This is a genomic window from Micromonospora sp. NPDC000663, from assembly GCF_042898105.1.
Classification (GTDB): Bacteria; Actinomycetota; Actinomycetes; order Mycobacteriales; family Micromonosporaceae; genus Micromonospora.
The window spans coordinates 314901-336014 of record NZ_JBIAYR010000002.1; the positions used below are offsets into that span (position 1 = coordinate 314901).

The following is a 21114-nucleotide window of genomic DNA, read 5'->3' on the forward strand; positions in this document are numbered from 1 at the left end:
GATGCTGAGACCTTGCTAACTCTGGTTAGCGTTTTGCTTGCAGGAGCTAGCACTCCCGATTAGCGTCAGCGTCATGGCCACACCGAAGGACCTTCCCGACGTCGGCGGGTTCATCCGCGATCTGCGGCGCAACGCCAAGATCTCGCTCCGGCAGCTCGCCGAGCAGGCGGGGGTCAGCAACCCCTACCTCAGCCAGATCGAACGTGGCCTGCGCAAGCCCAGCGCCGAGGTGCTCCAGCAGCTGGCCAGCGCGCTGCGGGTATCGACCCCGGCGATGTACCTGCGGGCCGGGCTGCTCGACGACAAGGAGGGTCACGGTGTGCTCGCCGCCATCGCGGTGGACACCGACCTGACGATGGCCCAGAAGCAGTCCCTCAGCCAGATCTACGAGACGTTCCGCCGGGAGAACGCGCGGCTGGCCGAGGCGCAGGCCGCCGCCGACACCTCCGGCGCGAGCACCACCGCCGACCCGGCCGGGACGACCACCCCGACCGATGTCGCCGACCAGCCGACCGACGTGGCCAACCTCGCGGCCACCGGTCCCACCACCGCGGGCGGCACGCCGACCGAGGCCGTCCTCGAGTCGGTCGCCGTCACCGAGGCGGGCGCCGCTCCCGCCCCGACCAGCACCAACACCCCCCAGAAGAAGGCCGCCGGTCCGGCGGTCCGGAAGGCCGCCGAGGCGGCCGAAGAGGAGACGTCATGACCGAGCCGAAGACCAACCGCATCCCCGCCCCGATCTACGCCGCCGCCGGCGCCGGGGAGCTGGCCTTGGAGCAGCTGCGCAAGCTGCCGAGCGTGGTAGGCGTCCTCGGCACGCGGGTCGTCGCCGACCTGGGCGGCCGGGCCGTGCTGACCGGCTTCGAGCTGCGCCAGAAGGCCACCGAGACGCTGCGTACCGCCAACGAGACCGCCGAGAGCCTGCGTGGCCGGGCGCAGGCCGAACTGGACCTCGCCAAGCTCCGTGAGTCGGCCGACCTGGCCAAGCTGCGCGAGGTCGCCGACCTCGACAAGCTGCGCGCCGCCGCGACCCGCAACGCCGCCGTGATGGTCGCGAGCGCCCAGGCCGCGCAGGAGCGGGCGTTCGCCGCGTACGGCGCGCTTGTCGCCCGCGGTGAGCGGGTCGTCGGCGCCGGTGTGCTGGAGGCCGCCGAGACGGTGAACGCCGACATCGAGGCCACCCAGGCCGTGACGCCGGACACCACCCCTGCCGTCGAGACCACCACCCCGGCTGCTGCCCCGGCGGAGGTGCCGTCCCCGGCCGAGGTCGCCGAGATCGCCGAGGCCAAGCCGGCCGCCGTCAAGAAGGCCGCCCGCGCGCCGAAGGCCGCCAAGGCCGCCGCCACCCCGTCGGCGAAGCTGCCCCGGGCCACCAAGCGGACCCGTCCGGCGGCCGAGTAGTTCGCCGCGTCGGCGACCCCGGCGGCGTCCTTGTCGGACGAAGCCGGGGTCGCCGACATAAGCTTGCCGGCATGGCCAACGCCGCGCCGATCTTCGCCTTTGAAGTCCGCTACGTGATCGAGCTGATCCTGCTCGTCTTCGCGCTGATCATCCAGGGCGTCGCACTGGTGCACGCCGTCACGCAGCGCTCCGACGCCTTCCCCGCCATCGGGACGCTGCCCAAGGGTGGCTGGATCGCCATCCTGGCGGTCTGCCTCGTGCTCACCCTGCTCGGTTTCGGTCCGATCAGTCTCTTCGGACTGATCGGCATCGCCGCCGCGCTCATCTACCTGCTCGACGTCCGGGTCGGCCTGCGCGACCTCAGTGACGGCAAAGGTTTCTGGTGAGGGGTTTCCGCTGGCCGCCCCCACCGGACAGCGGGCCCCGCAGTTGGGGTCCCGGCCCGGGCGGGCCACGCACCGGCCGGCCCGCCCTACCGGAGCCGGAGACCGAACTGGTCACCACTCCGCACGGCGTACGCCTGGAGCGGCTGGTCACCGGCACCGGTGATCCGGTCACCGTGTTCGCGCACGGGCTGGGCAACGGCATCGCCACCACCCGCCCGTTCGGCAGCGGCGTGACCGGCCGGAAGGTGTTCTTCCAGTTCCGCGGGCACGGCCGTTCGGACGCCCCGGACGGCCCATGGACGTACCTGGACCTGGCCCGGGACCTGCGCGCGGTCGCGGATCTCACGGGTGCGGATCGCGCGTTCGGGGCGAGCCTCGGCGCGGGCGCCCTCTGCCGGCTGCTGGCCGAGAGCCCGGAACGCTTCGAGAAGCTTGTCTTCTTCCTGCCCGCCGTGCTCGACGAGCCACGCGGGCCGGTGGCCCGGGAGCGTGTCACCGACCTGATCGAGGCGGTGGAGAGCGGTGACGCCTCGGCGGTGGCCGATGTCGTGTCGCTGGAGCTGCCGGCGGCGGTACGGAACACTCCGGCCGGCTGGGCGTACCTGCGGCAGCGGCTCGACCAGCTGCTCCGCGACGGTCTCGCCGACGGTCTGGCCACCCTGCCGGATCAGGCGCCGCTGCGCGACTCGACGGCCCTGGCGGCGGTCACCGCGCCGGCGCTGGTGATCGGCTGTGCGGGCGACGACCTGCACCCGGTCGAGGTCGCCGAGCGGCTCGCCGCCGCGCTGCCCCAGGCGACCCTGCACGTGTACGACCGCCCCGGCGTGCTCTGGTCGGAACGCGCCGACCTGCGTGAGCGCATCTCCGGCTTTCTCAACGAGTAGCCTGCCCTGTCATGGGCGTCACACAACATGGCCGGACGCACCGGCTGGACCTCGCGGACCCGACCCTGCGCGAGTGGACGTGCACGGTTCTGCACGCCGACCCGGAGCAGGGCATCGTGTTGGACCGTTCGGCGTTCTACCCGGGCGGCGGTGGTCAGCCACCGGACCACGGCGTACTGCTGTGGCAGGGCGTGCAGACCCGGATCGTCGGCACCCGCAAGGGCGACGACCCGTACCTGATCCCCGCCGAGGGTGACCCGCTGCCGCCGGTCGGCACCGAGGTCGTCGGCGCCGTGGAGGACGAGCGCCGCACCCGGCTGATGCGTACCCACTCCGGGCTGCACGTGCTCTGCGGGGTGGTGTTCCGCGACTTCGGCGCGCTCGTGACCGGCAACTCGATGGAACCGGGTGAGGCCCGAATGGATTTCAACCTCCCCGAGGTCCCGCCCGACTTCAAGAGTCGGATCGAGGAGTTGGTGAACGCCGAGGTGGCCGCCGACCGGTCGGTCGCCACCCGGGTGCTGCCGCGCACCGAGGCGCTGGCCCTGCCGGACATCATCCGTACCCAGTCCAATCTCATCCCCGCGGATGAGCAGGAGGTCCGGATCGTCGACATCGTCGGCCTGGACGTGCAGGCCGACGGCGGCACCCACGTCGCGTCCACCGCCCAGATCGGCAAGGTGCAGGTCGTGAAGGTGGAGAGCAAGGGCCGCGCCAACCGCCGGGTCCGCGTCCGCCTGGTTGACTGAGGCGCGGTGCGCAACTGGAACACGGTGGAGAAGCTCCTCGCCCTGATGCGGCAGAGGTCGCCGGGCGGCGCGATACCTGCAGTGGCCCTGTAGAGCTGCCTCAGATATGGGGCGCGGTGCGGAAGGCGAGTGTCCGCCAGCGCCGCGCCCCGTTTGTCGGGCAGCTCTACAGGGAGCGCCGATGTCTCCCGCGGTTCGCCAGAGCGTTCTGTTAATTCGGACGCTGGTTGTCAGGTATCGCTGACAACCTCGCTGGTATGACACAACCGCTCGCAGGAAAGATCGCGCTCGTCGCCGGCGCCACCCGGGGCGCCGGCCGGCAGATCGCGGTCCAGCTCGGCACCGCCGGCGCCACCGTGTATGCCACCGGGCGCAGCAGCCGCGCCGGCCGCTCGGAGATGGACCGGCCGGAGACCATCGAGGAGACGGCCGAGCTGGTGACCGCCGCCGGCGGCACCGGAATCGCCGTCCAGGTCGACCACCTGGTGCCCGAGCAGGTCCGCGACCTCGTCTCCCGGATCGACGCCGAGCAGGGCCGACTCGACGTGCTGGTGAACGACATCTGGGGCGGCGACCCGCTTGTCACCTGGAACAAACCGCTCTGGGAGCAGCCGCTGGACGCGGGCTTCCGCACCCTGCGGCTGGCCATCGACACGCACATCATCACCAGCCACTACGCCCTGCCGCTGCTGATCCGCCGGCCCGGCGGCCTGCTCGTGGAGATGGGCGACGGCACCAAGGCGTACAACGACGACAACTACCGGCTGTCGGTCTTCTACGACCTGGCCAAGGTCTCGGTCAACCGGCTCGCCTTCAGTCAGGCGCACGAGCTGAAGCCGCACGGCTGCACGGCTGTCGCGCTCACCCCCGGTTGGATCCGATCCGAGGCGATGCTCGAGCACTTCGGCGTGACCGAGGAGAACTGGCGCGACGGCGCCGCCACCGACCCGAACTTCCTCATCTCGGAGACCCCCGCCTTCGTCGGGCGCGCGGTGGCCGCGCTCGCCGCCGACGAGGAGAGGGCCCGCTGGAACGGCCAGTCGGTCGACGCGGGCACGCTGTCGAAGGTGTACGGGTTCACCGACCTGGACGGCAGCCAGCCGGAGGGCTTCCGGTACATCGTGGAGGTGGTGGACGCCGGCAAACCGGCAGACGTGACCGGCTACCGGTAGAGGGCCCGGGAACGCTCGGCAGCCTCGGCGAACAACCGCCGCAGCTCGGGCGGTTCGAGGACCTCCACCTCGGGGCCGAGCCCCAGCAACTGGTGGTACGCCACCTCGACGGACTCGACGGGCAGCCGGGCCACCACCCAGCCCTGCCCGTCGGGTTCGGCGGCGGCGGCGAGAATCTCGTCGTACACGAAAGGGGCATCGACCAGGTGCCGGAGCTGGCGCAGGCCGGCGGGGCTGAGCCGGACGGTGACCTCGGCCCGCAGCATGGTCCGCAGGAACGAGCCGGCCTGCACGCGCCAGTGCCCGGCCAGGTCGAAGCCCTCGTCGCGCTCGAACTGTTCGTCGCCCACCTCGACGCCGGTGACCCGGTCGACCCGGTAGGTGCGCGTGTCGTCACCGACCCGGCCGACCAGATACCAGACGCCGCTCTTGAGGATCAGCCCGTACGGCTGGACCCGGCGGGTCACCTCCCGGTCGCCGCGCCGGTAGCGCACCTCCACCACCCGGTCCGCCCAGACCGCCCGAGCCAGATCGGCCAACCACGGCGGCGGTCCGGTCTCCCGGAACCAGCCCGGCACGTCCAGGTGGAACCGCTGCCCGGCACGGGCCGGGGCGTCCCGCAGGGCCGGCGGCAGCGCGGCGAGCACCTTCAGTTCGGCGGCGGCCACCGCGTCGGCGAGTCCCATGTCGCCGGCCGGCCCGGGCAGGCCCGCGAGAAAGAGTGCCTCCGCCTCGTCCCGGTTCAGCCCGGTCAGCCTGGTCCGGTAACCACCGAGCAGCCGGTACCCGCCAGCGCGGCCCCTGTCCGCATAGACCGGCACGCCTGCGGCGGACAGCGCCAACACGTCCCGGTAGACGGTCCGCTCGGAGACTTCCAGCTCCCGCGCCAGCTCGCCGGCGGTCATCGACCCGCGCGCCTGTAGCAGCAGCAACAGCGAGATCAGTCGGGACGCGCGCACCCGCCCATCCTGCCCGGCCCGGCTCAGCGCCCGCCGGGGGTCAGCAGCCCTCTGTCGTACGCGGTGGCCACCGCGGCGGCCCGGTCGTTGACCCCGAGCTTGGCGTACAGGTGCAGCAGGTGCGTCTTGACGGTGGCCTCGCTGATGAACAGTCGAGCCGCCGCCTCCTTGTTGGAGGTGCCACGGGCCACCAGGGTCAGCACCTCCAGCTCACGCTGGCTGAGCGGCTCCTCGGCAGGTGCGCGCAGTCGGCCCATCAGCCGGCCGGCGACGCTCGGCGCGAGCACCGACTCACCCCGGGCGGCGGACCGTACGGCGCGGACCAGGTCCGCGCGGGGCGTGTCCTTGAGCAGGTAGCCGGTGGCGCCGGCCTCGATGGCAGGCAGCACGTCGGCGTCCGTGTCGTACGTGGTGAGGACCAGCACCCGGGCGGTGCTGCCAGAGCTGGCCAACCGGCCGATGGCGGTCACGCCGTCCATCCCGGGCATCCGCAGGTCCATCAGCACCACGTCAGGTCGGGCGTGCGCGGCCAGCGCGAGGGCTTCGGCACCGTCGCGGGCCTCGCCGACCACCTCGAAGTCGGGGTCGGCGGTGAACATGCCGCGCAGGCCGTCCCGGACCACCGGGTGGTCGTCGACGATCAGCAGCCGGATCGGCCCGCTCACCCGGCGCTCCCCGCCAGCGCGGGCACCGACGCCGACACGGCGGTGCCACCGCCCGGCTCGCTCTCCACAGCCAACTCCCCGCCGACCCGGGTCACCCGCTGCCGCATCACGGTCAGACCGTAACCGTTGTCGGGCAGGCGGGCGGCGGGCGGTTCGACGACTGTGAAGCCCACCCCGTCGTCCCTGATGTCCAGCGTCACCACGTCCCCCATGTACGACAGGGTGAGCCCGACGCGGGACGCGCCGGCGTGCCGAGCCACGTTGGCCAGGGACTCCTGGGCGGTCCGCAGCAGGGTCACCTCCACCTCGGGGTGCAGCGGGTGGGCGTGACCGGTGACGTTGACCTCGGCGCGTACGCCGTTGAGGGTCGACCAGCGCTCGCCCAACTGGATGAGGGCGTCCGGCAGTCGGGCCGATTCCAACGGCTCCGGGCGGACCGCCCGCACCGAGCGGCGGGCTTCGGTGAGGCTCTCCCGGGCCAGGGCGAGCGCGTTGTCGACGTGCCGATGCCAGTCACTGGACCGGTCGCGGGTCTGCTCGGCCGCCTCCAGTTGGGTGATGATGCCGGCCAACCCCTGGGCCAGGGTGTCGTGGATCTCCCGTGCCATCCGTTGACGCTCGTCCAGCACGCCTGCCTCGCGGGCCTGGGTGAGCAGTTGGGCGTGCAGCCCTTCGTTCTCCCGCATCGTCTCGGCCAGCCGGCGGTTCGCCTCGGCCAACTCCTCGACCAACTGCTTGCGGTAGGTGTGCTGCCTGTCGTTGACGGTGCTGAACCAGGTCACGGCGCCCGCCAGACCCAGGTTGAACAGCACCAGCACGCCCCAGAGCAGCCAGTGCGTCAGCACGGACGGCAGCCCACCGGCCTGCGCGGTGGCCGACAGGACGGCCGATACTGCCACTCCGACGAACCGCCAGTTGCCGGAGAGCACGAAGACGTGCAGGAAGCCGCTCCACGCGAGGAAGCCGTACCACGGGCTGTCGAGCACCAGCACGGCGCTGAACGTGAGGAGGCCGAAATAGTAGATGGCCATCAGCCCGCGCCGGGTCGCCCACTCGGGGTGCAGATTGACGAACCAGGCGACCCAGATCGCCGCCGCGGCGGCGATGAGCAGGTCAGGGGCGAACGAGAGGCTTCGTGGTGCCGGTGCGGCGGCGGTGAGGAGTGCTCCGACGGCCAGCCCGAGGTATGGCACGACCCGGTGCAGGCCCGCTTCCCGGGCCTCCCAGGCGGCCAGCCGGTCAATCCGCTCGGCGGTGCTGGCCATCGGACCCCCGCTCATTCCCACCGAAAGAGTTTCGCCGCGACCACCCCCGCGAGCAGTGCGACAGCCGCCATTATCGCCAGGTGCAGTGGCTGTGGCGACGTCCCGGTCCAGGCGTCGAGCAGCGCCTGCACCCCGGGAGGCGTGTAGTCGCCGATCCGGACCAGGAAGTCCGGCAGGAGGAACCTGGGCACGTAGACGCCGCCGAAGAACATGACCGCCATGAACAACGGCACGGCCAGCCCCTGCGCCGACTTGGCGGTTCGCGCCACCGCGGCGACAAGCAGGCCCAGCGCCAGCAGCGCCGCCGTACCGAGGATGAGGGCCAGCGTGAAGCCCAGCGGACGCTCGGGCAGCGGTACGTCGAACGCCAACCGACCGACCACGATGAGCAGCACGGCGCTGACGAGGACGGTGGCGAGCGAGATGACCAGTTGGGCGGCCAGCAGAGCGGCCGGGCTGGCCGGAGTGGTGGCCAGCCGACGCAGCACTCCACGTTCCCGGTAGGTGGCAAGCACCGTGGGCAGGATGTTGACCGCCGACATGGCGAGCGTGATGACCAGCAGTGAGGGGGCGAAGTACTGGATGAAGGACAGGTCACCGAACTGCGCCTCCGGCTGGCGCGATGCCGGGATCAGCCCGAACACCAGCAGCAGTGCGAGCGGTACCACGATGGTGATCAGCGGTGAGGCGAAGTCCCGCAGGTAGAGTCTCGTTTCGATCTTGAGGATCTGCCCGAAGGCGTGCATGTCGTTCTCTCTCTCATTCGGCGGGCCGGCGCCCGGTCAGCTCGACGAACGCGTCGTCGAGTGTGGACTGCTCCAGCCGCAGGTCGGCGGCGATGATCTGGTTGCGGGCGAGCACCGAAGTGACCGCGTGGAGCACGTCACCGGTGCCTGTCACCACCACCTGGTTGCCGGTGCGCCGCACGTCGGTCACCTCGGGCAGGTCGTTGAGGAGCCGGTCGTCGACCGGGGCGGACGGCCGGAACCGGATCCGCTGCTCCGGTGCCACCGTCGAGACCAGACCCGCAGGGGTGTCCAGGGCGACGACCCGGCCCCGGTCGATCACCGCGATGCGGTCGCAGAGCCGCTCGGCCTCCTCCATGAAATGGGTGACCAGCACGATCGTCACTCCGCTGTCGCGTACCTGCTCGATGACACCCCAGGTGTCGCGCCGAGCCTGCGGGTCGAGCCCGGTGGTCAACTCGTCCAGGATCGCGACCTTCGGCTTGCCGATCAGCGCCAGTGCGATCGACAGCCGCTGCTTCTGACCGCCGGAGAGTTTCTTGTACGCGGTGTTCCGCTTCTCGCTCAGGCCCAGCTGGTCGATCAGGTGCGCCGGGTCGGCCGGGTCGCGGTAGAACGAGGCGTACAGCTCCAGCGCCTCGGTGACCCGCAACTGGTCCGGCAGTTGGCTCTCCTGGAGTTGCACCCCAACCTGTTGGCGGAGTTCGGCCGCGTCCGCTCGGGGGTCGAGCCCGAGGACCGACACCCCGCCCCCGTCCGGGACGCGCAGCCCCGCGACACACTCCACGGTGGTGGTCTTGCCGGCGCCGTTCGGGCCCAGGACGCCGAAGATCTCGCCGGCCCCCACAGTGAACGACACGTCCTCCACGGCGACCAGATCGCCGTACCGCTTCCTCAGGTGGGTCACCTCGATGACCGACATCGTGCCGCCCTTCGCCGCTGTCTTCGTACCCCTCAAGGGTTGTCGGGGTGACCCGGCGGCGAATCGACTGGTCGGCGGTGATCCCCGGCGGTCCCGGTGGATCATCCACGTCCGCCAACCGGTTGATGTGGACGCGAAGAGTCGCTGCTAGGGCTCCACCCGGCGGACCGGATCACCTGTCGATAGGCTGCTCGATCGTGGATGTCAGCAGAGTCGCCAGCCCGGTCACCGGAGTCGTCGGACGCTTCTTCGCCGGTGCGGGGCTGCTCCTGCGCGGGCTCGGCCTGTACGTCCGCAGCCCGGGGCTGATGCTGCTCGGCATCGTGCCGGCGCTGATCTCCGGTGCGCTCTTCCTGGCCGCGCTGGCCACCCTCGTGTACTTCGTGGACGACCTCGCCGCCCTGGTCACCCCGTTCGCGGACGACTGGTCGACGACCGGCCGTAGCCTGGTCCGGGTGATCGCCGGGCTGGCCTTCCTGGGGCTCGGTGGTCTGCTCGGCGTGCTCACCTTCACGGCCGTCACCCTGGTCATCGGCGACCCGTTCTACGAGAAGATCTCCGAGCGGGTGGAGGAGCGCCTCGGCGGCACCCCCGAGGCGGTGGAGGTGCCCTTCTGGTCGTCGCTGCGCCGCAGCACCGCCGACTCGGTACGCCTGGTGGCGCTCACCGCGCTCGTCGGCATCCCGCTCTTCCTGGCCGGTTTCATTCCGGTGGTCGGCCAGACGGTCGTACCGGTGATCGGGGCGGCGGTCGGCGGCTGGTTCCTCGCCGTGGAGCTGGTCGGGGCGCCGTTCTACAGGCGGGGGATGCGGCTGCCGCAGCGCCGGACGATCCTCAAGGCGGACCGGCCGGCGGCGCTGGGCTTCGGGGTGGCGGTCTTCCTCTGCTTCCTGATTCCGCTCGGCGCGGTACTGATCATGCCAGCGGCGGTCGCCGGTGCGACCCTGCTGGCCCGCCGGTCGTTGGGCCAGTCGACTCATGAATGACCGCCTGAAAGCCCCGCTGCGCGCGAGGCGACGAACCTCGCCCGCGAGTTCCTCAGCCCGTACCTCGACCGCGACAGCGCCTGAGGCGCCGGCGGAACTGGTCAGGTCAGCTCCGTCAGGCAGGACCACTGCGATGCCACCGGCCGGTAGCCCAGTCGGGCGTTGATCGCCAGCATCGGCGCGTTGGCCTCGTCGTTTGAGGTGTACGCGATCCGGACGCCGTTGGCGGCGGCCCGGTGCAGCGCCGCAGTCTTGGCCAGCCGTGCCAGCCCGCGTCTCCGGTACGCCGCCACGCTGCCGGTGAAGTCCGACCACATCCGGTCACCGTCCCGCTTGACCAGGCTGAAGGCGGCCACTTCCCCGTCGACCACGGCGGCGACGCTCGACGCCTTGTCCAGGCCCAGGTTGTTCCACACCTCGTACTGCCAGATGTCGTAGCTGATCGTGTCGACCGGCACGTCGCCCGGTTCGTCGCGGGCCGCTGCCACTTCGGCCGCGTACAGCAGGTGCGGGTCCACGTCGGCGATCGGGTGCAGCCGTACGCCCGGAGGCGAGTCGGACAGCTCGGGTGCCGGGGCCAGGTCGAGCGCCGAGTAGCGCAGCTCCCGGCTGGGCTCGTAGCCGTGCTGACGGGCGAACGGGAGCGCTTCGGGCTGCGCCGTGCCCCGCACCTGGCGGACTCCCAGCGGCCTGAGGTGGGCGGTCGCGGCGCTCAGCAGGGCGGTGCCGATGCCGCGTCGCCGGTGTTCCGGGTGTACATGCAGCAGGTTCAGCTCACCGAAGTCCGGCGTGGAGGTCCAGTGGACGCGCTGGGCCGACACCCACCCGACCACCTGGGAGTCGACCTCGGCCACGAAGGCGGTCCAACCCCCCTCGGGCGGCGGTTCGGCGATCATCTTCCGGGTCGACTCGACCCCGCGCACCAGGTACGGGTAGACGATCGCCCGCAGGGCCACCACGGCCTGGGCATCGTCCGGCTGCGCCACACGGATACGCATGTCAGGCCCCCGTCCGTACGGCGGCGACGGCCTCGACCTCGACGAGCTGGTCGGTGTAGCCGAGCACTGCCACCCCGAGCAGGGTGCTGGGTGGGTCGTGGTCGCCGAAGAAGTCCCGTACCACCTCCCAGACGGTCACCAGGTCCTCTTGCTGCGACGACGCCACGTAGACGGTGGTCTTGACGACGTCGGCCAGCCGTGCGCCGGCCGTGTCGAGGGCTGTGGAGAGGTTCGTCAGCACCTGCCGGGCCTGCGCGGCGTGGTCACCGGGCGCGACGGTACGACCCTCGGCGTCCAGGGGGCACGCGCCGGCGGCGAACACCAGCCGGGCGGGCGGTTCGACGGTTGCCGCGTACGCGTACTCGGCGACGTCGGACAGGGCGGGGACGTGCAGCAACGCGACAGGATCCGGCATGCCGGCGACGGTAACGACGATCGCCCGCCACAGCGACGCATTTAAGGTCGCGAACTGCCTCGGTCGGATCTTCCCGCAATTGCAGCCGCAGCCGCGCGGGTCAGGCCGAGGCGCGTCGGATCAGCTCGGTGGGGAGCATGACCGCCTGCTCGATCTCCTCGCCTGCGGCGAGGCGGAGCAGTTGCCTGGTCATCCGCCGGCCGATCTCGACGATGGGCTGCCGGACGGTGGTCAGCGGCGGTTCGGTGTACGCGGCGGTCTCGATGTCGTCGAAGCCGACCACCGCCACGTCCTCGGGCACGCGGCGGCCGGCCTCGCGCAGTGTGCGCAGGGCGGCGTGCGCCATCAGGTCGGAGGCGGCGAAGACGCCGTCCAGGTCGGGATGCTCGGCGAGCAGTCGCTGCATCGCCGCGCCCCCGGACTCCCGGGTGAAGTCACCGAAGGCGACCAGTTCGGGCAGCCCGGCGGCGGCCACGGCGGTGCGGTAGCCGGTGAGTCGTTCGATGCCGGCGACCATGTCCTGCGGACCGGCGATCGTGGCGATCCGTCGGCGACCGCTGTCGATCAGGTGCCGGACGGCGGCGGTCACCCCACCGACGTGATCGACGTCGACGTACGGCACGGGCACGTCGCCAAGCGGTCGGCCACTGCACACCACAGGGATGCCGAGCCGGGCGAGGGTGCCGGGCAGCGGGTCGGCGCCGTGCAGCGACGCGAACAGCACGCCGTCCACGTGCCGGCCTGTGGTGTACCGCTCGACCCGCTGGTGCCCGGCCGGTGAGCCGGCGAGCATCAGCACCAGTTGCTTGTCGGCCGCCTCCAGCTCCTGGCTGACGCCGCGGATGATGCCGGGGAAGACCTGGTCGTCGGAGAAGACGCGGGTGGCCGCCTCCGGCATGACCAGGGCTATCGAGTCGGTGCGCTGGGTCACCAGGCTGCGGGCGGCCAGGTTGGGGACGTACCCCAGCTCGGCGACGGCCCGGTTGACGGCCTCGCGGATCGGCTCGGCCACGGTGGTGGAGCCGTTGACCACGCGGGAGACGGTGGCCCGGGAAACCCCTGCCCGTGCCGCCACCGCCTCAAGCGTCGGCCGGTGTGCCGTCGTCATCGCGACCCTCCCCCCGCTCGTCACAGCCCGTTCCGGGAGATCACCTCCTGGTACCAGCGGGCGCTGGCCTTCGGTGTGCGCCGCTGGGTCAGGTAGTCGACGTGCACGATCCCGAACCGCTTGCGGTAACCCTCCGCCCACTCGAAGTTGTCCAGGAATGACCATACGAGATAACCGCGCAGGTCCACGCCCCGGGCGATCGCCTCGTGTGCCGCACGCAGGTGCCCGTCGAGGTAGGCGATCCGGTCGGCGTCGATCACCTGCGCCGGTCCGTCGGGCGAGTCGGCGCCTGGCTTGTCGGGGAACGCCGCGCCGTTCTCGGTGATCAGCAGCGGCACGCCCGGGTAGTCGGTGGCGATCCGCTCCAGCAGCCGGGTCAGGCCGGCCGGCTCGATCATCCACCCCATGTCGGTGAGCGGCCCGGTGGGCGGCAGGAAGTGCACGGCGCCCTCGGTGCCCGGGTACGCGGCGTTGCCGGCGGCGTCCGGCCGACCTGCCACGTAGCCGGGTGCGTAGTAGTTGATCCCGAGGAGGTCGATCGGGGCGGCGATCAGCTTCTCGTCGCCGTCCCGGATGAACGTGGGCTCGACGATGCGGGCCACGTGCTCGAGGACGTCGTCGGGGTAGCCGCCGGCCAGCAGCGGGTCGAGGAAGATCCGGTTGTGCAGGCCGTCGACCAAGCGGACCGCTGCGGCGTCCACCGCGCTGTCGGGGTCGGCCGGCCGTACGTCGGCCGGGTTGAGGGTGATGCCCACGCTGCGCGCGCCGGCCGCGCGCAGCGCCCGCGCCGCCAGGCCGTGCCCGAGCAGCAGATGGTGTACGGCCGTGAACGCCGCCCCCGGGTCCTGCTCGCCCGGGGCGTGCAACCCGTTGGCGTAGCCGAGGTAGGCCGAGCACCATGGCTCGTTGAGCGTGGTCCACACGTCCACCCGGTCGCCGAGGCGGGCGTACACGGCTGTGGCGTACGTGGCGAAGTGCTCGGCGGTGTCCCGGTTGGTCCAGCCGCCGCGATCGCCGAGGGTCTGCGGCAGGTCCCAGTGGTAGAGCGTGACGATCGGGTCGATGCCCTGCTCGAGGAGCGCGTCGGTGAGCCTGTCGTAGAAGTCCAGACCGCGCGGGTTGGCCGGGCCGGTGCCGTCGGGCTGGATCCGGGGCCAGGAGACCGAGAAGCGGTACGCCCGCAGCCCCAGGTCGGCCATCAGTGCCACGTCGTCGGCGTACCGGTGGTAGTGGTCGCAGGCGACGTCGCCGGTGTGGCCCTGGTACACCTTGCCGGGGGTGCGGCTGAAGGTGTCCCAGATGGACGGACCGCGGCCGTCGTCGTGGGCGGCGCCCTCGATCTGGTACGCGGCGGTGGCCGCCCCCCAGAGGAAATGCTCGGGAAAACGGATCTCGTTCACGCCTTGACCGCACCTTCCATGATCCCGCCGATGATCTGACGGCCGAACAGCACGAAGACCAGTAGCAGGGGCAGCGTCGCGATGGCAGTTCCGGTGAACACCTGCGACATGTCCTGGTAGTAGCCGTCCGACAGCGCCCGCAGGGATAGCTGCACGGTCGGGTTTGCCGGGTCGTTCAGCACAGCGTACGGCCACAGGAAGTCGTTCCAGGTGGTCATGAACGTGAGCAGACCGAGTACTGCGGCGGCCGGGCGCAGTGCGGGAACCACCACGTGCCACCAGATGCGGGCGGTGCCGCAGCCGTCCATCCGGGCGGCCTCGATCAGTTCGTCGCTGATGGCCTGGCCGGCGTACTGCCGCATCATGAACACCCCGAACCCGGTGACCAGCACCGGGACGATCACCGCGGGCAGCCTGTCGTTCCACTGCAGCTTGGTCATGAGCAGGTAGAGCGGGATCACGCCGAGCTGCGTCGGCACCATCATGGTCGCGATGATCACCAGCAGCAGGGCGTTGCGGCCCCGGAACCTCAGCTTGGCGAAGGCGAACCCGGCCAGGCTGGAGAAGAACACCACGGAGACGGTCACCGTGGTCGCGACGATCGCCGAGTTGATCAGGCCGGTCAGGAAGTACGCGTCGGTGTTGTCGAACAGTCGGGCGATGTTCGCGCCCAGGTTGCCGCCGGGCGTGACCGGGGGTGGCAGTTGGCCCATCGCGTCGTTGCTGCGGCTGGCGACGACGAACATCCACCAGATCGGGAAGATCGACAGGACGGCGGCGAACACCAGGGCCAGGTAGGTGAGCGGGCTGGCCCGCCAGAGCCGGCTCATCGGGTGGATCCCTTCCGGGCGCTGGGACGCGCTCCGCCGCCGAGTCGGCGCAGGATCAGCACGTTGACCGCCGCCACGATCGCGATGAGCGCGAAGAGCAGCCAGGCCACGGCCGAGCCGTACCCGAAGTTGTAGTGCGGGGCGAATGCGTTCTCGAACATGTACATGGTCAGGGTCTGCGACTCGCGTAGTGGTCCGCCGCGGATCGGGTTGGTGCCGGAGTTGAACATCCGGGGTTCGGTGAAGAGTTGCAGTCCGCCGATGGTGGCGATGATGGTGCAGAAGATGATCGTCGGCTTGAGCATGGGCACGGTGACCGACCAGAACTGCCTCGCCCGGCTGGCGCCGTCGATGGCCGCCGCCTCGTAGAGGTCGCGGGGGATGGCCTGCATGGCGGCCAGCAGGATCAGCGCGTTGTAGCCGGTCCACCGCCAGTCGACCATCGCGGAGATGGCCACCCAGGACGCGATCCGGTTGGACTTCCACTCGATCGCGTCCATCCCGACCAGGTCGAGCAGCCAGTTGACCATGCCGAACTCGCGGCCGAAGAGCACCCCGAAGACGATCGCCACGGCGGCCGTGGAGGTGACGTTCGGGACGAGCACCGCCATCCGCCAGCCGGTGCGGGCCCGCAGCCCCCGGTTCAGGAGGTTGGCGAGCCAGAGCGCGGCGAGCAGCTGCGGCACCGTGGAGATCACGAAGATGCCCAGCGTGTTGACCAACGCGTGCCAGAAGTCGGCGTCGGCGAGCAGCCGGGTGTAGTTCTCCGCGCCCACGAACGGGTGGTCGGTGCCGAGCAGGTCCCAGTCGTGCAGCGACACCCAGAAGGTGTACGCCAGCGGGTACGCCCCGAAGACGCCGAAGATCAGGAAGAACGGGGCGATGTACAGGTACGGCGAGTAGCGGGTGTCGAGGCGGCTGAACCGACCCGAGGACTGGCGGTGGTTACGGGTTGCCGGTGTGACCGGCGGACGGGCGTCGAGCTGGACGGCCATGCCCGAGAACTCCTTTCGTCGCGCGGGCGGGACCCGGCTTCCGAGGCCCGCCCGCACGCTCGCTCGGGCTACTTGGCGGCGGCCTTCTTGGCGTTGTTCACCGCGTCCGTCCAGCCCTGGGCGGGGTTACGCTGGCCCAGCTCCACGGTCCGTACGGCGTTCTCCACCTCGGTGCGGACGGCCTGGTTCTTCGGGCCCATGTAGACCGGCTTGAGGCTCTTCGCGCCGCTGCCGAAGATGGAGCCGACCGGCGCGTCGGAGAAGTACGCGTTCTTCGCGCCGGTGATCGCCGGGTCATCGAGGGCCTGCGGCGAGGAGGGCAGCGGCCCCTTGGCCTTGAACGCGCCGATCTGTCCCTTGGCGCTGGTGAGGAACTTGGCCAGCTCGATCGCCTCGGCCTGGTGCTTGCTCTGCTTCGGCACGGCGAGGTGCGAGCCACCCCAGTTGCCGCCGTTGCCGGGCACCTGGGCGATGTCCCACTTGCCCTTGGCGGTCGGGCCGGAGTTCTGCTCGATGACGCCAGTCATCCAGGCGGGGCAGGCGATGGTGGCGAACTTCGACTGCTTGAACGCCGACACCCACTCCTCGGACCAGGAGCCGTACTTGCCGGAGAGGCCGGAGTCGATGATGTCCATAGTGGTGTCGTACGCCTGCCGCACGGCCGGGTTGCTGTCGACGACCAGCTTCTCGCTCGTGTCGTAGTAGCTGTAGCCGCTGCTGTTGCCTGCGGTCTGCAACAAAATGGTGTTGAACGTGTTGGTGGCCGCGTCGAGGAAGGACGCCCCCGTCTTGGCGGCGGTGAACTTCTCGCCGGTGGCGATGTAGTCCTGCCAGGTGGGCCAGAGCTTGGACACCTCGTCCCGCTCGGTGGGCAGGCCGGCCTTCTCGAAGAGGTCCTTGCGGTAGCACATCGCGATGCCGCCGACGTCGGTGCCGAGGCCGATGAGCTGCTTGCCGTCGGCGGTCAGGCCGGCGTTCCACTTCCACTCGAGAAAGTTGCCCTTGAGGTCGGCGGCGCCGTGGTCGAGCAAGTTGACGAAGTTGCCGGGGTTGGCCTTGTACTCGACCAGCAGGCCCTCCTCGATGGCGACGACGTCGCCGGCGCCCCGGCCGGCGGCGAGCCACTGGGTGAGCTTCGGCGAGTACTCGTCGAGGTTGGTGCCGGTGCCCCGCTCGACGATCTTCACGTCGGGGTGCGCGGCCATGTACTCCTGGTAGAGCTGCTCGTAGCCGAACTGGCCGAAGACGTCGACGGTCAGTGTGACCGGTCCGTCTCCGCCCTGCTCGTCGCCGCTGCCGCAGCCGGCGGTGACGAGCAGGGCGGTGGTGGCGGCGAGGGCCACCGCTGCGAGGCGGCGGCGCGGGAAGACTGCCATGGGGATTCGGACCCCTCTCAAGGTGGTCGATGGCGGTATAGGTGAGAGAGCGCTCTCAGAGGAGGGTGATGGCTAGGTCCGACGCTTGTCAAGAGAGCGCTCTCTCGAAGTTTCGGGAGAGCCCGGGAACACGAAAGCGGGCGTCACCCCGTGAGGTGACGCCCGCGCCGTGGCGGTCCGGTCAGCCGGTACGCAGACCGTCGAGCAGCGTGCGGTCCCCGGTGACGTCCAACGTCTCGAAGCTCACCCGACCCCAGAGCGCCAGCAGCAGATCGCTCGCGGTGCCGGTGACCTGCGCCCGAGCGTGGTGATCGTCGTGGTCGAGGATGGTCGCCGTGTCCAACAGGGCCACCCCCTGGCCGCGCAGCCGCAGATACCACTCCTGGTCCGCGTCCGTCGCCGCGAGCTGCACCACGCCGTGCCAGTCGCCCGGCACCTGCCGCTTGCCCGCCGGCAGCCACGTGTCAAGCACCTCGCTCACCCCGTCCGCCGCGAGCTTCGCCTCCACCGGCTCACCGGCGGCGATGGCGAGCTGCGCGTCCCAGCGGTGCACAGCCGTCTCGTGCGCCATCCGGCGCGGCCAGAAACCCGCCCGCTTCGGCTGCGGGGCCCAGTTCCACGCCGGCGCCTCCGGGTCGAGACCGTCGAAGACGGTCATCACCCTGTCGTAGCCCTGCTGCCAGAACTGCAACGGGCTCACACCGGGCGCCAACTCGACAGGTTCCCGGCGGGGCGGAGCGCTCGCCGCACCGGAACCGGCGAACGAAGAAACCCAATGGTAGATACCGGCGAGGTGCAAGGTGAGATCGTTGACCGTCCAGCCCGGACAGGACAGCACCGGTGTCTCCGGCGGCGCCTCGGCCACCGCCGCGGCGAAGGCGGGCCCCTCCGCCCGGAGCGCACCGATCCAGAAATCCTTGCTGCCCTGCAGTCTGCTCATCGCCATCCTCCCGGGGGTGCCGGGCGACCAGTGGGTGCCACGGCTACTCCTCAGCCTAAGGTGAAAGACGTGTCAGACGCCTACGCCCAGCCGACAACCGAAGCCGATCGTGCCATCCCTGGTCCACTGGCCAGCTACACCACGCTGCGGATGGGCGGGCCGGCCGGGCGGATCGTGACCGCGGCCAGCGCCGACGAGATCGTCCGGGCCGTCCGGGCCGCCGAGGAACCGATCCTCGTCCTGGCCGGCGGCAGCAACGTGGTGATCAGCGACACAGGCTTCGCCGGCACCGTCGTCCTGGTGCGCTCCCGGGGCCTGCGGGTCGTCGCCGAGGACGCCACCTCGGTCACCGTACGCGTCGAGGCCGGCGAACCCTGGGACGACCTGGTCGCCGCCACCGTCGCCAACGGCTGGGCCGGCCTGGAATGCCTCTCCGGCGTCCCCGGCTCGACCGGCGCGACCCCGATCCAGAACGTCGGCGCGTACGGCCAGGAGGTCGCCGAGACGATCACCGGCGTCGAGGTGTACGACAGGGCCGAGGACACCCGCTACCTCATCCCCGCCACCGACTGCGGATTCGCCTACCGGGGCAGCATCTTCAAGTACCGGGACCGCTGGGTGGTCCTCTCCGTCGACTTCCGGCTCACCAAATCCCCGCTCTCCGGCCCGGTGCGGTACGCCGAACTGGCCCGGGCGCTCGGCGTCGAGGTCGGCGACCGGGTGGCGCTAGCCGACGCCCGGGCGGCCGTGCTGCGCCTGCGCGCCGGCAAGGGCATGGTGCTCGACGCCGCCGACCCGGACACCCGCTCGGTCGGCTCCTTCTTCACCAACCCGGTGCTCGACCCGGCGACGTACGAGTCGTTGCGGGAACGCGCCGCCGACCTGGGTGACCCGCCGAACTGGCCGGGCGCCGACGGCATGGTCAAGGTGAGCGCCGCCTGGTTGATCGACAAGGCCGGCTTCGCGAAGGGGCACCCCGGCCCGGACGGCGTGGCCATCTCCGGCAAGCACACCCTTGCCCTCACCAACCACAGCGGCACCGCCAGCACCGCAGACCTGCTCACCCTGGCCGCCACCATCCGCGACGAGGTGTACGCCCGCTTCGGCGTGACCCTCCACCCCGAACCAGTCCTCATCAACTGCACCCTCTGACCCCGCCCTCCCTTCTCCCGGGGTCACGCCGCGATCTTGCAGTTTCTGTCGCGACATAACGGGAGCGGAGCGGCAGAACGCCTACCGGAACTGCAAGATCGCCGAGGCTGGGGGCCGGGGCCGGGGCCGGTTAGGGGAGGGGCCAGGGGAGGGTCAGCTCGCCTTGGCGCCAGCGGGTGGGGGTGTGCAGGACGGGCCAGCCGGTGTTCTTCAGGTGGGTCACCGCCCGTACCCAGCGTTGGCGGGGGCCGAAGGTGGCGTAGGGGGCGGCGGTCTGCCAGGCGTCGTCCAGGGCCCGGATGAGGTCGTGGACCGGTTCGCCTGGGACGTTGCGGTGGATCAGCGCCTTGGGTAGCCGCTCGGCAAGCTCGGCGGGGCTGCCCAGCGTGGTGAGCTTCGCGGCCACTGTCAGCGTCCGGGGGCCTTCCGCGTCGACCAGCAGCCAGCTGGCGAGTCGGCCCAGCTCGTCGCAGGTGCCCTCGACGAGCGCCCCGCCGGGGGCGAGCGCGGCGGTCATCGTCCGCCAGGCGTCGGTCACGTCGGTCTCGTCGTACTGGCGCAGGACGTTGAACGCGCGGACCAGCACCGGCCGGAGCCCGGCCAGTTCGAACCCACCGCGGGCGAAGGTCAGCCCGGGTGGGTCGGCGGCCGGCGCGGCGGCGGCCACCCGGGCCGGGTCGATCTCCAGCCCGACCAGGCGTACGTCGGGACGTACCGCCGCGGCCAGCCGGGCCCGCAGCTCCACGGCGGTGACCGGGGTGGCGCCGTAGCCGAGGTCGACCACCAGCGGATCGGCGGCGTCCCGCAGCAGGTCGGCGCAGGTCGCGACGATCCAGTTGTCCACTCTGCGGAGCCGGTTCGGGTTTGTCGTACCCCGGGTGACCACTCCGAGCGGTCGGCGTCGCGCCGCCGGGCTCATCCCATGCCGACCCGGTGAACCTTGTGCTGGGCCGCCTGCGCCCGTGGCCGGACCACAAGCCGGTCCACGTTGACGTGCTGCGGGCGGGTGGCGCACCAGGCGATGCAGTCCGCCACGTCGTCGGCGACGAGCGGGTCGGGCACTCCGGCGTAGACGGCGGCCGCCCGGTCGGTGTCCCCGTCGAAGCGGACCAGCCCGAACTCGTCGGTCTTCACCATGCCCGGGTCGATCTCGACGACCCGCAACGGTCGGCCGCACAACTCCAGCCGGAGCGTGCCCGCGATGGCGGTCTGCGCGTGCTTCGCGGCCGTGTAGCCGCCTCCGCCCTCGTAGACGGTCAGGCCTGCGGTGGAGGAGACCACCACGATGGTGCCGCCGCCGGACGCCTCCAGCGCCGGCAGCAGCGCCTGGGTGACCCGGAGGGTGCCGAGCACGTTCACGTCGTACATCCACTGCCAGTCGCCGATCGAGCCGGACTCCACCGGGTCCAGCCCGCGCGCGCCGCCCGCGTTGTTGACCAGCAGGGTGACCGGGCCGGGCGCCTGTGCGGCGGCCTCGGCCAGCCCGGCGACCGACTCGTCCGAGGTGACGTCGCAGGTCACCGCGGTGGCCTGCCCGCCGGCGGCGGTGATCTCGGTGACGAGGTCGGCGAGCCGGTCGGCGCGGCGGGCGGCGGCGAGTACGTGGAAACCCTCGGCGGCCAGGCGACGGGCGGTGGCCGCGCCGATCCCGCTGGACGCTCCGGTGACGATGGCGACAGAGGTCATCGGGCCATTGTCACCCCGGCCGCGCGGCCGCCTCCGACCGGGCGTGGCCCGCATCGACGGGCGTCCGGTGATGAGGTCC

23 protein-coding genes are annotated in these 21114 nt (G+C 71.3%); 8 read left to right on the top strand and 15 right to left on the bottom strand.

From position 1 onward, the window contains the following. Window positions 1-73 precede the first annotated feature (73 nt). From ACFY1S_RS10120 to ACFY1S_RS10145, 6 genes are all read left to right on the top strand, one after another. Window positions 74-706: a helix-turn-helix domain-containing protein gene (locus ACFY1S_RS10120; protein ID WP_387115100.1), complete on the top strand. Its 633-nt coding sequence runs from the start codon at window positions 74-76 to the stop codon at window positions 704-706. After that, on the top strand, window positions 703-1401 hold the full coding sequence (locus ACFY1S_RS10125; RefSeq protein WP_387115103.1) for a hypothetical protein: 699 nt from the start codon (window positions 703-705) through the stop codon (window positions 1399-1401). Before ACFY1S_RS10120 ends, ACFY1S_RS10125 begins: the two co-directional genes overlap by 4 nt. 71 nt (window positions 1402-1472) lie before the next feature. Then, the gene (locus tag ACFY1S_RS10130; RefSeq protein WP_030327754.1) at window positions 1473-1787 is read left to right on the top strand and encodes a DUF2516 family protein; all 315 of its coding nucleotides are present in this window, start codon (window positions 1473-1475) and stop codon (window positions 1785-1787) included. Then, window positions 1784-2671, top strand: a complete 888-nt coding sequence (locus ACFY1S_RS10135; protein WP_387115106.1) for an alpha/beta fold hydrolase — start codon at window positions 1784-1786, stop codon at window positions 2669-2671. The genes ACFY1S_RS10130 and ACFY1S_RS10135 overlap by 4 nt, the downstream gene beginning before the upstream one ends. A gap of 11 nt (window positions 2672-2682) precedes the next feature. Next, window positions 2683-3420 carry an alanyl-tRNA editing protein gene (locus ACFY1S_RS10140; RefSeq protein ID WP_364372951.1) on the top strand — a complete coding sequence of 246 codons (738 nt, stop codon included), beginning with the start codon at window positions 2683-2685 and terminating at the stop codon, window positions 3418-3420. 257 nt (window positions 3421-3677) lie between these two features. Further along, window positions 3678-4592, top strand: coding sequence for an SDR family oxidoreductase (locus ACFY1S_RS10145; protein ID WP_387115109.1), 915 nt, complete (start codon window positions 3678-3680; stop codon window positions 4590-4592). On the opposite strand, the gene ACFY1S_RS10150 is transcribed toward ACFY1S_RS10145, so the two are convergent. The 5 genes from ACFY1S_RS10150 to ACFY1S_RS10170 are packed head-to-tail and all read right to left on the bottom strand — an operon-like array spanning window position 4583 to window position 9149. Beyond that, the gene (locus ACFY1S_RS10150; RefSeq protein WP_387115112.1) at window positions 4583-5551 is read right to left on the bottom strand and encodes a helix-turn-helix transcriptional regulator; all 969 of its coding nucleotides are present in this window, start codon (window positions 5549-5551) and stop codon (window positions 4583-4585) included. The genes ACFY1S_RS10145 and ACFY1S_RS10150 overlap by 10 nt on opposite strands. A 23-nt stretch (window positions 5552-5574) precedes the next feature. Then, window positions 5575-6216 (bottom strand): response regulator, encoded by a 642-nt coding sequence (locus ACFY1S_RS10155; protein WP_387115115.1) that lies wholly within the window; start codon window positions 6214-6216, stop codon window positions 5575-5577. Next, complete coding sequence (locus ACFY1S_RS10160) at window positions 6213-7481, bottom strand: sensor histidine kinase (RefSeq protein WP_387115118.1); 1269 nt, start codon at window positions 7479-7481, stop codon at window positions 6213-6215. The genes ACFY1S_RS10155 and ACFY1S_RS10160 overlap by 4 nt, the downstream gene beginning before the upstream one ends. An 11-nt stretch (window positions 7482-7492) precedes the next feature. Next, window positions 7493-8227 carry an ABC transporter permease gene (locus tag ACFY1S_RS10165; RefSeq protein ID WP_387115121.1) on the bottom strand — a complete coding sequence of 245 codons (735 nt, stop codon included), beginning with the start codon at window positions 8225-8227 and terminating at the stop codon, window positions 7493-7495. 13 nt (window positions 8228-8240) lie between these two features. Next, window positions 8241-9149: an ABC transporter ATP-binding protein gene (locus tag ACFY1S_RS10170; protein ID WP_387115124.1), complete on the bottom strand. Its 909-nt coding sequence runs from the start codon at window positions 9147-9149 to the stop codon at window positions 8241-8243. Window positions 9150-9346: 197 nt separating this feature from the next. Here ACFY1S_RS10170 and ACFY1S_RS10175 point away from each other — a divergent pair, with 197 nt between their 5' ends. After that, window positions 9347-10135: an EI24 domain-containing protein gene (locus tag ACFY1S_RS10175; protein WP_387115127.1), complete on the top strand. Its 789-nt coding sequence runs from the start codon at window positions 9347-9349 to the stop codon at window positions 10133-10135. Window positions 10136-10236: 101 nt separating this feature from the next. On the opposite strand, the gene ACFY1S_RS10180 is transcribed toward ACFY1S_RS10175, so the two are convergent. From ACFY1S_RS10180 to ACFY1S_RS10215, 8 genes are all read right to left on the bottom strand, one after another. Next, window positions 10237-11133, bottom strand: a complete 897-nt coding sequence (locus ACFY1S_RS10180) for a GNAT family N-acetyltransferase (RefSeq protein WP_387115129.1) — start codon at window positions 11131-11133, stop codon at window positions 10237-10239. A gap of 1 nt (window position 11134) precedes the next feature. Next, a complete protein-coding gene (locus ACFY1S_RS10185) occupies window positions 11135-11548 on the bottom strand; it encodes a RidA family protein (protein ID WP_387115132.1) in 414 nt (137 codons plus the stop codon). 100 nt (window positions 11549-11648) lie between these two features. Continuing rightward, entirely contained in the window at window positions 11649-12656 is a 1008-nt protein-coding gene (locus ACFY1S_RS10190) for a LacI family DNA-binding transcriptional regulator (RefSeq protein WP_364372982.1), read from the bottom strand. A gap of 20 nt (window positions 12657-12676) precedes the next feature. Beyond that, the gene (locus ACFY1S_RS10195; protein ID WP_387115135.1) at window positions 12677-14056 is read right to left on the bottom strand and encodes a GH1 family beta-glucosidase; all 1380 of its coding nucleotides are present in this window, start codon (window positions 14054-14056) and stop codon (window positions 12677-12679) included. Beyond that, entirely contained in the window at window positions 14053-14886 is an 834-nt protein-coding gene (locus tag ACFY1S_RS10200) for a carbohydrate ABC transporter permease (protein ID WP_357993537.1), read from the bottom strand. Before ACFY1S_RS10200 ends, ACFY1S_RS10195 begins: the two co-directional genes overlap by 4 nt. Beyond that, entirely contained in the window at window positions 14883-15881 is a 999-nt protein-coding gene (locus ACFY1S_RS10205; protein ID WP_387115138.1) for a carbohydrate ABC transporter permease, read from the bottom strand. The genes ACFY1S_RS10200 and ACFY1S_RS10205 overlap by 4 nt, the downstream gene beginning before the upstream one ends. Before the next feature lie 68 nt (window positions 15882-15949). After that, window positions 15950-17257, bottom strand: coding sequence for an ABC transporter substrate-binding protein (locus ACFY1S_RS10210; protein ID WP_387115141.1), 1308 nt, complete (start codon window positions 17255-17257; stop codon window positions 15950-15952). Between the two features lie 181 nt (window positions 17258-17438). Then, a complete protein-coding gene (locus ACFY1S_RS10215) occupies window positions 17439-18197 on the bottom strand; it encodes a maleylpyruvate isomerase family mycothiol-dependent enzyme (RefSeq protein ID WP_387115144.1) in 759 nt (252 codons plus the stop codon). Between the two features lie 69 nt (window positions 18198-18266). Between ACFY1S_RS10215 and ACFY1S_RS10220 the strand changes: the two genes are divergently transcribed. Next, window positions 18267-19349, top strand: coding sequence for a UDP-N-acetylmuramate dehydrogenase (locus ACFY1S_RS10220; RefSeq protein WP_387115147.1), 1083 nt, complete (start codon window positions 18267-18269; stop codon window positions 19347-19349). A gap of 130 nt (window positions 19350-19479) precedes the next feature. Here the strand turns inward: ACFY1S_RS10220 and ACFY1S_RS10225 are convergent, their stop codons facing one another. Both ACFY1S_RS10225 and ACFY1S_RS10230 read right to left on the bottom strand, forming a co-directional pair. Then, a complete protein-coding gene (locus ACFY1S_RS10225) occupies window positions 19480-20268 on the bottom strand; it encodes a class I SAM-dependent methyltransferase (RefSeq protein ID WP_387115150.1) in 789 nt (262 codons plus the stop codon). Continuing rightward, on the bottom strand, window positions 20265-21035 hold the full coding sequence (locus tag ACFY1S_RS10230; protein ID WP_387115153.1) for an SDR family oxidoreductase: 771 nt from the start codon (window positions 21033-21035) through the stop codon (window positions 20265-20267). Before ACFY1S_RS10230 ends, ACFY1S_RS10225 begins: the two co-directional genes overlap by 4 nt. Between the last annotated feature and the right edge of the window lie 79 nt (window positions 21036-21114).

Coding starts and splice junctions, on each gene's coding strand:
- ACFY1S_RS10120 (WP_387115100.1), top strand. CDS start 74: ATGGCCACACCGAAGGACCTTCCCGACGTCGGCGGGTTCATCCGCGAT.
- ACFY1S_RS10125 (WP_387115103.1), top strand. CDS start 703: ATGACCGAGCCGAAGACCAACCGCATCCCCGCCCCGATCTACGCCGCC.
- ACFY1S_RS10130 (WP_030327754.1), top strand. CDS start 1,473: ATGGCCAACGCCGCGCCGATCTTCGCCTTTGAAGTCCGCTACGTGATC.
- ACFY1S_RS10140 (WP_364372951.1), top strand. CDS start 2,683: ATGGGCGTCACACAACATGGCCGGACGCACCGGCTGGACCTCGCGGAC.
- ACFY1S_RS10145 (WP_387115109.1), top strand. CDS start 3,678: ATGACACAACCGCTCGCAGGAAAGATCGCGCTCGTCGCCGGCGCCACC.
- ACFY1S_RS10160 (WP_387115118.1), bottom strand. CDS start 7,481: ATGGCCAGCACCGCCGAGCGGATTGACCGGCTGGCCGCCTGGGAGGCC.
- ACFY1S_RS10165 (WP_387115121.1), bottom strand. CDS start 8,227: ATGCACGCCTTCGGGCAGATCCTCAAGATCGAAACGAGACTCTACCTG.
- ACFY1S_RS10170 (WP_387115124.1), bottom strand. CDS start 9,149: ATGTCGGTCATCGAGGTGACCCACCTGAGGAAGCGGTACGGCGATCTG.
- ACFY1S_RS10180 (WP_387115129.1), bottom strand. CDS start 11,133: ATGCGTATCCGTGTGGCGCAGCCGGACGATGCCCAGGCCGTGGTGGCC.
- ACFY1S_RS10185 (WP_387115132.1), bottom strand. CDS start 11,548: ATGCCGGATCCTGTCGCGTTGCTGCACGTCCCCGCCCTGTCCGACGTC.
- ACFY1S_RS10190 (WP_364372982.1), bottom strand. CDS start 12,656: ATGACGACGGCACACCGGCCGACGCTTGAGGCGGTGGCGGCACGGGCA.
- ACFY1S_RS10200 (WP_357993537.1), bottom strand. CDS start 14,886: ATGAGCCGGCTCTGGCGGGCCAGCCCGCTCACCTACCTGGCCCTGGTG.
- ACFY1S_RS10205 (WP_387115138.1), bottom strand. CDS start 15,881: ATGGCCGTCCAGCTCGACGCCCGTCCGCCGGTCACACCGGCAACCCGT.
- ACFY1S_RS10210 (WP_387115141.1), bottom strand. CDS start 17,257: ATGGCAGTCTTCCCGCGCCGCCGCCTCGCAGCGGTGGCCCTCGCCGCC.
- ACFY1S_RS10215 (WP_387115144.1), bottom strand. CDS start 18,197: ATGAGCAGACTGCAGGGCAGCAAGGATTTCTGGATCGGTGCGCTCCGG.
- ACFY1S_RS10225 (WP_387115150.1), bottom strand. CDS start 20,268: ATGAGCCCGGCGGCGCGACGCCGACCGCTCGGAGTGGTCACCCGGGGT.
- ACFY1S_RS10230 (WP_387115153.1), bottom strand. CDS start 21,035: ATGACCTCTGTCGCCATCGTCACCGGAGCGTCCAGCGGGATCGGCGCG.